Annotated in this window: 9 protein-coding genes and 3 tRNA genes; 5 read left to right on the top strand and 7 right to left on the bottom strand. The window is 49.3% G+C overall.

Translation table 11 applies throughout. The annotated features are described in order from the left end of the window. A partial coding sequence (locus E1189_RS19900) for a M60 family metallopeptidase (RefSeq protein WP_230460549.1) occupies positions 1–375 on the top strand: 375 nt, incomplete at its 5' end. A 183-nt stretch (positions 376–558) separates the two neighbouring features. Beyond that, on the top strand, positions 559–3,129 hold the full coding sequence (clpB, locus tag E1189_RS19895) for an ATP-dependent chaperone ClpB (RefSeq protein ID WP_155162832.1): 2,571 nt from the start codon (positions 559–561) through the stop codon (positions 3,127–3,129). Here clpB and E1189_RS19890 read toward each other — a convergent pair. The 3 genes from E1189_RS19890 to E1189_RS19880 all read right to left on the bottom strand — a co-directional run bounded on the left by E1189_RS19890 (position 3,126) and on the right by E1189_RS19880 (position 10,354). Further along, a complete protein-coding gene (locus E1189_RS19890) occupies positions 3,126–7,724 on the bottom strand; it encodes a hypothetical protein (RefSeq protein ID WP_155162830.1) in 4,599 nt (1,532 codons plus the stop codon). The two genes, clpB and E1189_RS19890, sit on opposite strands and share 4 nt — an antisense overlap. A gap of 187 nt (positions 7,725–7,911) precedes the next feature. Continuing rightward, on the bottom strand, positions 7,912–8,265 hold the full coding sequence (locus tag E1189_RS19885) for a PilZ domain-containing protein (RefSeq protein WP_155162828.1): 354 nt from the start codon (positions 8,263–8,265) through the stop codon (positions 7,912–7,914). Further along, entirely contained in the window at positions 8,258–10,354 is a 2,097-nt protein-coding gene (locus tag E1189_RS19880) for a DUF1631 family protein (RefSeq protein ID WP_155162826.1), read from the bottom strand. The genes E1189_RS19885 and E1189_RS19880 overlap by 8 nt, the downstream gene beginning before the upstream one ends. Positions 10,355–10,562: 208 nt before the next feature. On the opposite strand from E1189_RS19880, the gene E1189_RS19875 reads away from it, so the two are divergent. The 3 genes from E1189_RS19875 to E1189_RS19865 all read left to right on the top strand — a co-directional run bounded on the left by E1189_RS19875 (position 10,563) and on the right by E1189_RS19865 (position 10,874). Further along, positions 10,563–10,638, top strand: a tRNA-Asn gene (locus E1189_RS19875). Positions 10,639–10,686: 48 nt separating this feature from the next. Then, positions 10,687–10,762 (top strand) — tRNA-Lys (locus E1189_RS19870). A gap of 36 nt (positions 10,763–10,798) precedes the next feature. Further along, positions 10,799–10,874: transfer RNA gene (locus E1189_RS19865), tRNA-Asn, on the top strand. Here the strand turns inward: E1189_RS19865 and E1189_RS19860 are convergent. From E1189_RS19860 to E1189_RS19850, 4 genes are all read right to left on the bottom strand, one after another. Continuing rightward, complete coding sequence (locus E1189_RS19860) at positions 10,845–11,852, bottom strand: recombinase family protein (RefSeq protein WP_329602142.1); 1,008 nt, start codon at positions 11,850–11,852, stop codon at positions 10,845–10,847. The genes E1189_RS19865 and E1189_RS19860 overlap by 30 nt on opposite strands. 21 nt (positions 11,853–11,873) lie before the next feature. Beyond that, positions 11,874–12,053 carry a hypothetical protein gene (locus E1189_RS24030; protein WP_196221535.1) on the bottom strand — a complete coding sequence of 60 codons (180 nt, stop codon included), beginning with the start codon at positions 12,051–12,053 and terminating at the stop codon, positions 11,874–11,876. After that, on the bottom strand, positions 11,975–12,412 hold the full coding sequence (locus E1189_RS26320) for a recombinase family protein (RefSeq protein ID WP_155162822.1): 438 nt from the start codon (positions 12,410–12,412) through the stop codon (positions 11,975–11,977). The genes E1189_RS24030 and E1189_RS26320 overlap by 79 nt, the downstream gene beginning before the upstream one ends. Beyond that, a partial coding sequence (locus E1189_RS19850; RefSeq protein WP_230460548.1) for a hypothetical protein occupies positions 12,351–12,755 on the bottom strand: 405 nt, incomplete at its 5' end. The genes E1189_RS19850 and E1189_RS26320, both read right to left, overlap by 62 nt.

The raw sequence follows: 12,755 nt of genomic DNA, 5'->3' as shown, positions 1-12,755 counted from the left end.
TCCTTAATGTGGCTTTTGGCATCAATTTTTGAGTCTTTTAGTAATGGCTATGATTCCCGTATCTGGGCAGAAAACTTAAGAGTTATGGTTAACTGGAAAAAAGCCTTTATGATAGAGCTAGTGAGTCATTTATCGGATGATTTTATTCAAAAGCTATACCGTAGATTTCGCCATACCCCTGAAAATTTATTGCCGGATAAAGACAATCAACAGGAAAAAACAGATTTCTTTTTTGAAACTCTGTGTGAGGTTACAGGGCTGGATCTGACTTTATTCTTCAGACGCTGGTATGTTCCTGTCAGCGAGGATGCTTATCAGCGTGTTATTGAAAAGGGATACGCCCCTCCCCACTGGTTGTATCATGAAGATTTATAACTGTATTCCTCTGGTATAAGCGGGTTCCAGATAGCCTGTACCCCTGAAGACAACTCAGAAAATTAATCCAGCATGACTTGACATAAACGTTATTCACAAGGCTTGAATTTTTCTCCCCGCCCCTCATATACGAAAGCAACGCTATTTGTTTTGTCATGAATCGAAGGGTAAGGAGAGCACATTATGCGAGCCGACCGGTTAACCAGCAAACTGCAATCCGCCCTGGCGGATGCCCAGTCTCTGGCTATTGGTAAAGACCATACAAGCATTGAGATTGCACATCTGCTGCAGACAATGATCGAACAGCAAGGAGGCGCGATAAGGTCGCTCCTGTCTCAGGTGGGTTTTGATATGGCCACCGTCTCACAGGGCTTGAATGGCATTATCGACAAGCTGGCCGTGGTGAAAAATCCCACTGGCGACATTCAGCCTTCCCAGGGTTTACTGCGTCTTCTGAATTTGGCCGACAAGAAAGCCCAGCAGGGTGACGACCAGTTTATCAGTAGCGAAACGGTACTGCTGGTGATGATGGACGATGGAGGCCCTGTAGGCCAGCTTTTGCGGGATCAGGGTGTCAGCAAAAAGGCCTTGGAAACTGCGGTCAGGAATCTGCGTGGCGGTGAATCGGTCAATGATGCCAATGCTGAAGAGAGCCGCAACGCCCTGTCTAAATATACTATTGATCTCACAGAGCGTGCAGAACAGGGCAAACTGGATCCTGTCATTGGTCGTGATGATGAGATCCGCCGCACTGTTCAGGTATTGCAGCGTAGAACCAAAAACAACCCTGTTTTAATCGGTGAGCCCGGTGTGGGTAAAACCGCCATTATTGAGGGTCTGGCTCTGCGCATTGTGAATGGAGAGGTGCCGGAAGGTATTCGCAACAAACGTATTTTGTCCCTGGATATCGGCGCACTGCTGGCAGGGGCCAAGTACCGTGGTGACTTTGAAGAGCGACTGAAAGCGGTACTCAGTGATCTGTCCAAACAGGAAGGGCAAGTTATCCTGTTTATCGACGAACTGCACACCATGGTTGGTGCAGGTAAGGCAGAAGGTGCGATGGATGCGGGTAATATGCTCAAACCAGCACTGGCTCGTGGTGAATTGCACTGTGTGGGTGCCACGACTCTGGATGAGTATCGCCAGTTCATCGAAAAAGACGCTGCGCTTGAACGCCGCTTCCAGAAAGTGCTGGTGGATGAGCCAACTGTGGAAGACACCATTGCCATTCTCCGGGGCCTGAAAGAGCGCTATGAAGTTCATCACCATGTCGATATTACCGACCCTGCAATTATTGCTGCAGCCAAGTTGTCTCACCGCTATATCACGGACCGCCAGTTGCCAGATAAGGCTATTGACCTAGTGGATGAGGCAGGCAGTCGTATTCGTATGGAAATGGATTCCAAGCCGGAAGCCATGGACAAACTGGAGCGACGCCTGATTCAGCTGAAAATTGAAAAAGAGGCGCTTAAGAAAGAAGAAGATGCCTCTTCACTGAAGCGTTTGTCTGCGCTCGATAAAGAAATTACTGATCTAGAAAAACAGTTCTCTGATCTGGAAGAGATTTGGGTTTCAGAAAAAACTGTTCTCCAGGGCGCTCAGAAATTCAAAGAGGAAAAGGAAAAACTGCTATTAGAGCTTGAGGCGGCTAACCGTTCCGGTGATTTGGCAAGAATGTCTGAGATTCAGTATGGCAAGCTGCCGGAGGTGGAGAAGCAAATTCAGCGTGCTCAAAACGCCGAAACAACCGAAATGCAACTACTGCGTAACAAGGTGACTGATGAAGAAATTGCTGAGGTTGTGAGCCGTTGGACGGGAATCCCGGTCAGCAAGATGCTTGAAGGAGAGCGGGACAAGCTCCTGCGTATGGAGGAGGCTTTGCACGACCGGGTTATTGGTCAGCACGACGCTGTAAAGGCTGTCTCTGACGCTGTGCGACGCAGCCGAGCCGGGTTGTCTGACCCGAATCGTCCTAATGGCTCTTTTATGTTTCTCGGGCCTACCGGTGTGGGTAAAACGGAGCTGTGCAAAGCGCTGGCAGAATTCCTGTTTGATACTGACGATGCGGTGGTGCGCATCGATATGTCTGAGTTTATGGAGAAGCACTCCGTGGCTCGCCTTCTGGGTGCACCTCCAGGGTATGTGGGGTACGAAGAGGGTGGGTATCTGACAGAAGCCGTACGACGTCGCCCTTACAGTGTGGTGCTGCTGGATGAAGTGGAGAAGGCTCACGCGGATGTATTTAATATTCTGCTACAGGTATTGGACGATGGACGCTTAACGGATGGTCAGGGACGAACTGTTGATTTCCGTAACACGGTAGTGGTGATGACCTCCAATCTTGGCTCTGATCTGATTCAAACCCTCAAGAACGATGAGTTTGAAACGGTGAAAAGCATGCTTATGGATGTGGTCGGCCAGCACTTTCGACCTGAATTCGTAAACCGAATTGATGAACTGGTGGTATTCCATCCTTTAGCGAAGGAGCAGATCAAAGGCATAGCCGATATTCAACTGGATTTGCTGCGCTCACGCCTGGCGGACAATGATCTGTCACTTGAGGTCTCTGAGGAAGCCATGGGCCTGCTGGTGGAAGCCGGGTTTGACCCTGTTTACGGTGCACGTCCTCTCAAGCGTGCCATTCAAAAGGAGATCGAGAACCCTCTGGCTCAGGCTATTCTGGGTGGAAGGTTTGTGCCAGGTACAACCATCTCCATAGATGTTGAGAACCAGAAGATGGTGTTCTCTGGTTAAGTGTCAGCCCTGACGCCATTGACTGTAATGGTAGGGCGTGAAGGCTCAATGGCAGGTGGCCTGCTAGGAGGTGGGGGACGCATATGAGATTTTTTGAGACTGGCCTGAGCGGGCTGGCTCTCAACAATATCTACACCACTGTCGCCTGCCTCGTCACTGCTACTGCTGTTGCTCTCGTTATTACCGCTTAAACGCCTGAGTGGTGGGACAGGGGCATGTTCCTGTTTTGTGAGCAAAAGCTTGATAATTCTATAGGCGTTGTCTTCTGCTTGTTTCTCGTCTGGATTCCTGAGCTTGATGCCTTCTTTGTCGAGTCTCTCAAGCTGTTCCTGCCAGCCGGACTTTCCTTGCATGAAATCATCTTCAATGCTTTCAAGGAGAGTAATCAGCACTTCGTGGTTTGGCCAGTCCTGGAGGTGTGTCTTAATTTGTTCTTTGGTGGCTCTCAGGCTGGCTAAAGAGGCTTGAGTGTTATCCAGTGTGGCTTGCAGAAGTTCTTTTTCATGGCGTATCTGAGCGGCTTGTCCGTTGATTTCATCGCGCAGTCTATCAGTGCCTGTCTCCAGCTCTTGGGCATGTTCGTTAGCAGCTGCCAGTTCTTCTTGCAGTGCTGTAAGCTCGGTGCTATGGGTAGCTTGTAAGTTTCTACAAAACTGTTCCATTTTTTTAACGGTGTCCTGGTAATCCTCATAGCTTATGGTGTCACGACTACTGCCCAATCCTTTGGCTAGGGTTGTGTCCAATCGGCCTAGCATTTCTTGGTATTTGATGGCTCTGTCTGTTTGTTCCCGGTTGATTTGGACTAAATCGCTTAAGGCCTTTTCGTATTTACTTAAACGTGCTTGTTGTTCTTCTGTTAAAGGTTTGAGACGTGCATTCTCGTCTTTGACCTGGCTCAATTCTGCTTCTGTTTGATGCAGTTTATCGAAAGTATCACTGGCTTCTTCCAGCAAGGCGCAGGATTCATCATACTTTTGCGTTTCTTCCCTTAGCTCCTGTTCCAGCTGTATTTGTCTGTTGTGTTCGTCTCTCCAGCGCCTTGCGAGTTTGTGGAGCTCCAGTCTTATAAACGGAAGGTTGGTACGAACATGGTCAGGAAGAGGGTTTCCTTGAAGGTTTGGTAAATCGTGAGGAAGAGGCTCTTCCAGTAGTGCTGAGTTTGTTGGATCGCTGACCTGTTTGATCTGCTGAATAATTTCATATTCAATTTGGGTCATTGCCTCTATTGTTTGCTCATAAACCGTTTTAAGAGTCTCCAGTTCATCTTTATGTTCCGATGCTAATTGCTCCCATTTCTGGGCGGTTGTCTCTAAATCTTTATTCACTAATTCCAGATGGGAGCGCTCGGCACGGTGTTCAACCTCAAGCTTACTTTGAAGGTCGCTGACAGAGGCTTCCAGCTCTTCTTGCTTTTTGCTCCACGCTTTTCTTTCAAGGTCGTTTTCTCTGGCGCAGGCTTCAATAGCCATATTTAGCTTTTGCTCTTCTGCAAGCCAGACGCTCCTCAGGTGTTCATACTGCATGCCTTCACGCGCAAATGTTTCTTGGTACTCCATCAGATCTGCTGATATTTTACGGGTTTCTTCTGCCTGCTGTTTTACTGTATTCAGGACTTCGTTGAGTTGCTTATTGAGAGTGCTGTTACTCTCTCTTAACTCATCTTCTCGATTGAGTGCTTCGTCCAGCGCTTTTTGTTTTTCAAGTACAGCCTTGTGTTGCTCTTCTGCAGCGCCAAGAGCGACTGCCAGTTCAGTCTGCAGCCCCTTCATATGAACATCCTGGCCCCTCAGTATGCTCTGCACTTGTTCCATCTCTTGTTGCAGCGGTCTGAGTTGATTTTCCAGAATCTCTCTCGCTTTGTCTCTTTCTTCTTTCACCTTTTGGGTACGCTGCTGAGCAGTATCGAGATCCCGAGTCAGGTCGCTGACTCTCTCGGTCAGGGTGTAGGCATCACCAAGGAGCCTTTCACGGGCTTTCTGCTCCCTCTCGACCTCACTCTGCAACGCCTTTTGAGCAACCTCAGCATCTGTGAGTTTGATCATCAAATCCCGGTTTTCTGAAGCCAGCTCTTGACTGCCTTCAGCAAGAGCCTGAAGTCTTTCAATCTCGGCATTTTTTCCTTTCACCATGTCTTTGTATAAGGAGAGAGTGGTGATCAGCTCCTTTACTTCCCTGTCTGCACGCGCCAGCGTATCGTACTGGGTAGCGAGTTTGATAGCTGTTTGCTCACCATGCTCATGACAAGCCGCCAGTTGTTTGTGGGCCGTGTTGATCTCGGTTTGCAGCTGCAGGTTTTGTTGCGCGTTGTCATCGAGCTGAACTCTTAAGGAGTCTATAAGAGCGGCACTTCCTGAGACGGTGTCTTTTTCATGGGCAAGCTGCCGGACCAGCTCTTGGCGACTATCTTCCAGTGCACGGTTCTCAGCCTTTGCATTTTTTAAGGCTTCAGCGAGCTGGCGAATTTCTTCATCTTTTCGGGAACCAGAGTCTTCCAGGTCAGAGACTCTGTTGGTGAGGCGCTGGTTCTCACCTGTGATTTCAGTGCTGCTCAATTTGAGTGTCTCGGCCAGAGTGAGAGTTTCCGAAACCCTGTTTGTGGCCGTATTCACCTCTTCTGTTCTTTGGGTGAGATCCTGCTCGGTTCTCTGTAACGCTTCTGTACACTTGGTCAGAGCCTGTTGTTGTTCGCGCAGTGCTCGTTTCTGCCGTTCGATCTCATCCTGCTGTTGGCGTTTGACGAGAATAGACTGGGAATACTGGGTAGCCATGTTGTCCAGCTGTACTTCGGCCTTCAGCACTCTTTGTACAAGCATGGGGACGGCGTCAGTCATGCTGGCTAATTGCTGTTCCTCGTGACTGTCGAGAACCATCTGGCTTTGCCGAATGCTTTCCAGCAGGGATGAGTCGCGCTTTTTCCAACCAGCAAGTTGTTCTTTAGCGGATGTCAGGCCATCACAGACCGTAGCGCCTTCCTCTTCAAGGTGCTGGATTTTTGCATCGCGTTCTTCCAGCTGGGCTTTCAAGCCTGCATAGCTTGTGCGCAGGTGTTGTAATTCTTTTCCAACATCTTCCAGTTGTGCCTGGGCCGCCTCAAGATCATGTTGGGTTCGGGTGAGGTTTTGCGCCGTGCCGTAATTGGTTTTCTGGAGATCGGCATAATGTTGAGTGAGTCGCTTTTGCTGGGCTTCGAGTTCCCGAATGCGTTGCTGGTGGGCGTAGAGTTCTCGTTTAGCTTTTTCGCGTTCTTGTTCCCAGACGGTTTTGTCGTGCTTGTGAATATTGGCTGCTTCTTTTAGTTTCTGAATCTGGTGCAGAGCTGTTGTGAGTTTTTCACTGGTTTGTTGAAGAGCCGTTTCTGCCTGCTGATTTTTACTTTCTGCGGATGCCAGTTGCTGTTGTACCGTGAACAGCATCTGAGCTGTAGAGTCATTCTCTTGAGAGAGGTGGTGCACCTTTCTTTTTAAGTCGAGTATCGTCTCCTGGCAGCCTTTGTGGGCGGCTTGAGCGCAAGACAGGACTTCCTGAATATCTTCAAGCTCCCGCTGCTGAGTTTGAACGGTTGTTTCGTAGTTGTGAATACGATGGGTAAGCTGGTCGGCCTCTTGTTTCAGCTGGTCAACCTTTGCACGGCTGGCTCCACTTTCCCGGGTGAGTTGGGAGCAGGCATGTTCCAGTTCCACTTTTCTGGACTTAAGCTGACGTAAGTCAGTTTGCAGGGCTCTGACTTCTTCGTGCTTGAGTGCAAGTTCCTGTTTGAGTGATTCCTGTGCCTGAATAAGCTCTTCGTTGGTGCTGAGGGATTCCTGCAGGGAGTGCTCCAGATCACTGACACGGCTTTGTAGCTCTTGGAACTCTTTGGTACCCGGCTCGGGAAATGTATGGGTTTCGTGCTCGAGCCTGGCGGTCTCGCTGACTTTGAGCTTTGACGATGTCGTATGGTTGTGTAAAAGGCTGTGCAGTTGCGAGGCTTTTTCATGAAGTTCCTGTGTGGAGTCTTGCAACTGGTCACCGACTTTCCGAATGTTTTCCAGTTGTTGATTGTGTCGGAGGACATCATCGTGGACCTGATGAAGCTGATCAGCTGGCAGGCCGTAATCATCTCCCAAACCTGTTGTACGGTGGAGGAGGGAGTCTTTATGCTCCTGGTAGGGTTCTCTGGGAGGTGGCTCCGGTGACAGCTGATGAGCAAGCCATGACCCTTCTGGTATTGTGTCTTGCCTTGTGCTGAAACCACTGACCACCTCCTGCTCGTGGCGATCACTGCACTGAGACAGGGACGGGGTGTCCAGCTGGGGGGCTATGGGAGTGCTGGTGCTGGTGCTGTCAAACTCAGTTTCCTCTGTTGGTTCCGAGAGGCGGATAGCCGAATGAGGTGCTTCTGTTGTCAGGACGCCAGTGCCGGGCACAGTTGTTTGGAGGGTTTTTTCTGCACCTCTGTGAAAACTTTGGGCGCGATCTCTGGTTGTATCTGAAACTGACGATGGGATATAAGTCGGAAATGTAAAAGGAGTCCAGTTCAGCAGGGCAGCACGTAGCTCTTCATCTCTTGGGATAAAAAGAGTTTTGCGCCCCTGGATCGGTTTTTGAGGGGGCAAGGAGCCGTCACCAAGGGGGATTTTTCTGGGCGTTTTCCATGTGTGAGTATGGCTGTGCGACGTGCTGTTGACGCTCGTTGTGCCGGGGGGCGGGGTTCTTCTGCTATTGCCAGCGCCTGAACTTTCCACTTACTGCTCCCATAACAATTTTCCCTAGAGTTTATTTAAGCAGAATGTTGAAATGGTTTTATTTCTCCATGGATTCGGCCACTAATTCCTGGATGAATTGGGTGTCCTGAGGGCTGATATCCAGAATACGGAATCCGCTCCAGTGCTGGTGGCCGTTATGGCTGGCTTTTTGCCAGAGGGATTCTGCGCCAACTTGAACGGAGTGTCCTTCACCACTTTTTTTCTCTATATCCACCCGCAGCTGAAGCACGGTACCGTCGGGAATAGCTTTGGGGCTGGTGAGCATAAACCCGCTTGGCGACAGGTTGACCAGCTGGCCAATCAATTCCTCGGTGAAGTTGTTGTAGATGTTCAGAGGTTTGGGCAGATCAATTCTGGGTTCCCGCCGCATATTTCCATGGTGCTCATTCATTGCGGTGCTCCTCTGAGAGTATTTTCTTTTCGATTTCGGCCAGTGCCCGGCTCAGTACGGATGCTTGTTCTTTGGTCTGGAATCTAAGCTTCTTTTGTTTGATCCAGCTGGCCAGGGTGCTCCGATCCACCATAGCCGTTTTTTGCCCAGAGCCATCCACAAACAAAAAGAGTGAACCCTTTTGGGTTTGCCATGCCAGTTTCCAGCGTCTGGGTTCACCGTTGTCATTCATGGCTTTGCACAACAGCCCGGGGCGCAGCTTGTTAATAATTTCATCCAATTTTGGTGGTACAAAGGTATCCTTTCCCAAGGTGGCATCACAGGTATTCATAAGCTGTTGGTTGAACTGTTCCAATAGGGTGAGATCTGTCTCATCCCCGTAGGCATCCTTGGACAGCTCATGCACCAGTTTTCGTATGGTAGGTTCCGGCAGACTGTCCTGCCGTATCAGAAATGCAATGGCTTTGTCTGCAAAGGCAATAAACTCTTCTTCCGTGCAGTCCTCTTTGCTAACCACGTCAATAAGGCGGCCTGTCAACTCCTTGCAGAGGTCTCTGTCTTCGGTTGTTCGGTAACAGAGGTAATGGAAGATCAGAGTGTCTACCCATACGGTTTTCAGGAACTGTGAGGTGTATTTTTTTAAGGGGATGGCGCGGGAGCAGTTTCTCACCATTTCCTCTGCCCAGATGCGTGCACTGAGAAGAGCTTCCTGACCTCTGCCTGCAGCGATATTACGTTGTTCAATAGTGTTGGCTTTTTGCTGGAGAATAGCGATGTGCTTTTCCAGGCTGTCCAGTAACTCCCGCAGACGATACTTTCGTAAACGTGGCTCTTGAATAAGGGCTTCTATGATGGTCTCGCACTGATGAAACAGATCTCGAGAGAACATTTTAGAATCCTGGAATTGCTCTGCAGCTTCCGCCATTTCATTGATCAGAAGCCGGGCTGGGTGCTTCACATACTCCAGAGGGTTTTGCTCATCCAGCGTCATACGCGCCCAGGGCAAGGACATTTTTGAGAAAATGCCGTGGTACTCATCGGGGGTGCGGGGGTCATGGGCGATATAGTCGAAGATATGGCCTACAAAAGTGAGTATGCCGTCGTCTTCTGCTGTAAGAGTGCGCGGGGTGTCGCTCTCCCGTTCCAGCTCTTCAATAATGGCCTGTTTGAACTCCTTCGCGCCTTCTGTGTCTTTAAATGGCTGGAAGCTGCCATCAAGTGCCTGTTTTTGCAGTTCGGATAGTGCGGTAAACAAAACCGTATGGCCGTACACTGGCCCTTTGGAAGTGGGCGCATGCTTACAGAAGTGATTGAGCAATGTTGCACACAGAGGTTCTGATTTTGTTTTAGGAGTCGTGGTTGCAGACTGAGGGGGCTTAGCATCGGGAGTGGCAGATTCAGGAGCGGACTGCTCTTGAATCTCGGTACTTGGACGCAGGTTGGGAAGAATACCTGCCTGAATAAATTGCTCATTGGCTGCCTTGTAGATATCCGCAAGCTGCGCCATAACCTGTTGCTCAAACAGGTTGTAAATATCTGGTTTGATCTGATTATGAATGCCGCAGGGGGAGATAGACACGGCAAAGCCTTCTGCAAAACGTTTTGGGTGAAGCGGGTTGTCCTCCTCTTTTACAGGGCGACCTTTGTTAATAACCGCCAGCCGTTTCTCTATACCAAACAGAGCCTCGTAGCTCTGGGTTTGAACTGTGTTGCTGAGGTTGGTGATTTGCAGTGTGTCCTCGCAGGCATCGGTATGAAGCAAGGGTGTGGCATCTTCATCTGATTCGCCTTCTAAAGTGAGAGTGATTGTGGGTTTGTGCCCGAAGGTGTGAAAGTTTTCAGAGATTTTGCTGTGAAAAGCCCGAGTGATTTTGGAGCGACTGCGACGAATATCCCGCATCGTATTGAAATAAAGGGTTCGCTCAATATTGCTGGAGGCTTTTTCTGCCTTGGCAAGAAGCATATCGTCCGCAAGAGTGAGAGCCTGATCCAACCCCTGAGAAAGGGAGTCCATGGTCAGCGTGCGGATAGTATCAATCAGCTTATTGGCAGTGGCTTCAGAGGGGGCTTTTTCGTCGTTCCTTAACATGGGTATCGTCCCAGTATTTTCATTCTTTTTCTATAGACTCCAAAGGTACGAGTATACACCTGTATTGAGGTGGTGTGCCGCGATTATGTGGTCAATGTTATAAAAAGAGCTTGACGAAAATCTCAGAGTCATTATCATTCGCCGCCGTTGAGTGATGACAACGACGGCGCCTCACGGGTTGGCCGAGTTGATTAAATCACTGCATAGTTCCCCGATAGCTCAGTTGGTAGAGCAAATGACTGTTAATCATTGGGTCACTGGTTCGAGTCCAGTTCGGGGAGCCACTTTCTCTTAAAGAGAAAAACGGTAGGCTTGTGTAGCTTATGGTTTGTGGGTCGTTAGCTCAGTTGGTAGAGCAGTTGGCTTTTAACCAATTGGTCGTAGGTTCGAATCCTACACGACCCACCATTTTTCCGAAGGAAAATATCCTTCGTAAAGAATACTTCCCCGATAGCTCAGTTGGTAGAGCAAATGACTGTTAATCATTGGGTCACTGGTTCGAGTCCAGTTCGGGGAGCCACTTTTTCCTACTATGAACCGCTGTAGAGTCGATAATCACAGCAGGGTCATACGTTATCCTGATCTCATCATCGCAGATCAAAATCTCCTCAATGAAAGAACTCAGAAACTGCCGGATCTTCCTTGGGTGGTTCTGAGATTTCATCATATCTGCAAAGAAAACCGACATTTCATCGACCATTTCATCATTGATCTCAAAGTCAGGGGCTTTTTCTTGAGCCAGACTCTCCAGATCCTTTTCCAAAACTTTTATCTTGTCGTTGTTCTCCCTCAGTCGAGGTATCAGGTCTCCCAGATTGGCCGGGCCTTCCGGATCTTCCAGAAGCTCATACAGTCGTCTGTTTTTCTGCCGTAGCTTTTCTGTTTCGTGGAGCAGAACTCTGCGCTTGCGGCGATTTTCTTTGACCCAGTTTCCGGCCAGGTCGTTTATATCCAGTATGAGCTGGGTCAGGTTCTCTCTTGTAAAAATCCGGGATGAGACGGTTTCCACCAGATAATCATCCAAGGCTCCCGCAGAAATTCGCTTGTGCTTGGTATCACAACTGCGCCCATTCACCCTGTTCTGGCATTCGTAATAGTAATAGGTGGCGCTTCTTCCTGTGGCACTGGTTATCACCATGTTTTCTTTGCAGCGTCCACAGCGAACCATTCCGGTAAATAGCCGAGTGCTTTTGGCAGATCCGGAGCCCTTAACAGGCGAAGCCGTTTCTATGATTTGCTGGATTCTTTCAAAGCGGTCCCGTGAAATGATGGGTTCATGACTTTCCACGGTTATCCATTGGTCCGGCGTGTTCTTGGTGCCGTTGTGCGCTTTTCTGTTGAAGGTGATCAGGCCCGCGACTTTTTCGCTCTTCAGGATGCTGTAAACCATGGTTTTATTCCATCGTTTGCCCCTGTTGGTTGTGCCAGCATCATTCAGCTTCATAGCAATAGACTTTGCCCCGAGACCCTCTTCACGGTAACGAAAAATATCCTCAATAGTGATGGCCTCCAGTGGAACCTAGATTAGCCTTTTTCGTTTTGGTTGCTCGGGATCGGGGATGGACTTAAAGCCAAACGGAGCACGGCCACCATTCCAGAATCCCTGTTTGGCATTGCGAATCATTGAGCGGCGAGTGTCACTACCAACCTGATAGCTGAGATATTCGTCAAACAGCTCCAGTATTTCTTCCTGAAGCATACCTGAACCAGACTTTTAATGTTGACAGAAACATAGGCCACATCTGTTCCGCTATCAGAAAGACGGCGCTTGTTTAGCTGTGCTTCGAGTCTGTTGCGGGCAAAACGGGATGTAGACCAGCAAATGAAGTAATCAATGTCGAAGGATTCACAGTAGGTCAGCGCTGACTGGAATGCTGGTCGGTTGTCATTTCGAGCGGTTAAACCCTCGTCTCTGAAAACCTGTTCAACCGTAGCTCCCAGATCGCTGGCCTTCTTTTCACATTGGTCTAGCTGGGATTCCAGGGGGAGTTCTTTCTCAGCCTGTTTGCCAGTGCTGACCCGAAGATAAATAACTGCTTTTTTCTGCTGCTGGCTCATGGCACCTTCTTGCAACTCGTTGAACGGTTCGCAGGCTGATATGGATATTCATTTCAGCCCGGAGGTATTCCTGTATGACAGCGGGACTGGAGCCTTGGTTCGCCAAGGTGCGTATAACAAGGTTGCGCTGATAGCGGAGGAAACGCTCATATCTTGGCACAGTCACACGGATTGAGCTATTCAGTTCAGCCTCCTGATCATGTGACTGATCAAGGATTTGCCACATTTCGAGAAAGGCCTCGACGCCGATGACGGCAGCCACTCTCTGCCAGGTTCGGGAAACACCCATGCGGGCGAGCTCCGCGAGCGGCGCGGCGGATTTTTCCAACTGGCAAAGTTCTGA

The organism is Parendozoicomonas verongulae, assembly GCF_009711465.1.
In the GTDB taxonomy this organism is placed as follows: Bacteria; Pseudomonadota; Gammaproteobacteria; order Pseudomonadales; family Endozoicomonadaceae; genus Sansalvadorimonas; species Sansalvadorimonas verongulae.
Note: the sequence above shows the minus strand (reverse complement) of the source record. Positions and strands in the feature narration are given on the sequence as shown.

Coding starts and splice junctions, on each gene's coding strand:
- clpB (WP_155162832.1), top strand. CDS start 559: ATGCGAGCCGACCGGTTAACCAGCAAACTGCAATCCGCCCTGGCGGAT.
- E1189_RS19885 (WP_155162828.1), bottom strand. CDS start 8,265: ATGAATGAGCACCATGGAAATATGCGGCGGGAACCCAGAATTGATCTG.
- E1189_RS19880 (WP_155162826.1), bottom strand. CDS start 10,354: ATGTTAAGGAACGACGAAAAAGCCCCCTCTGAAGCCACTGCCAATAAG.
- E1189_RS24030 (WP_196221535.1), bottom strand. CDS start 12,053: ATGCTTCAGGAAGAAATACTGGAGCTGTTTGACGAATATCTCAGCTAT.
- E1189_RS26320 (WP_155162822.1), bottom strand. CDS start 12,412: ATGAGCCAGCAGCAGAAAAAAGCAGTTATTTATCTTCGGGTCAGCACT.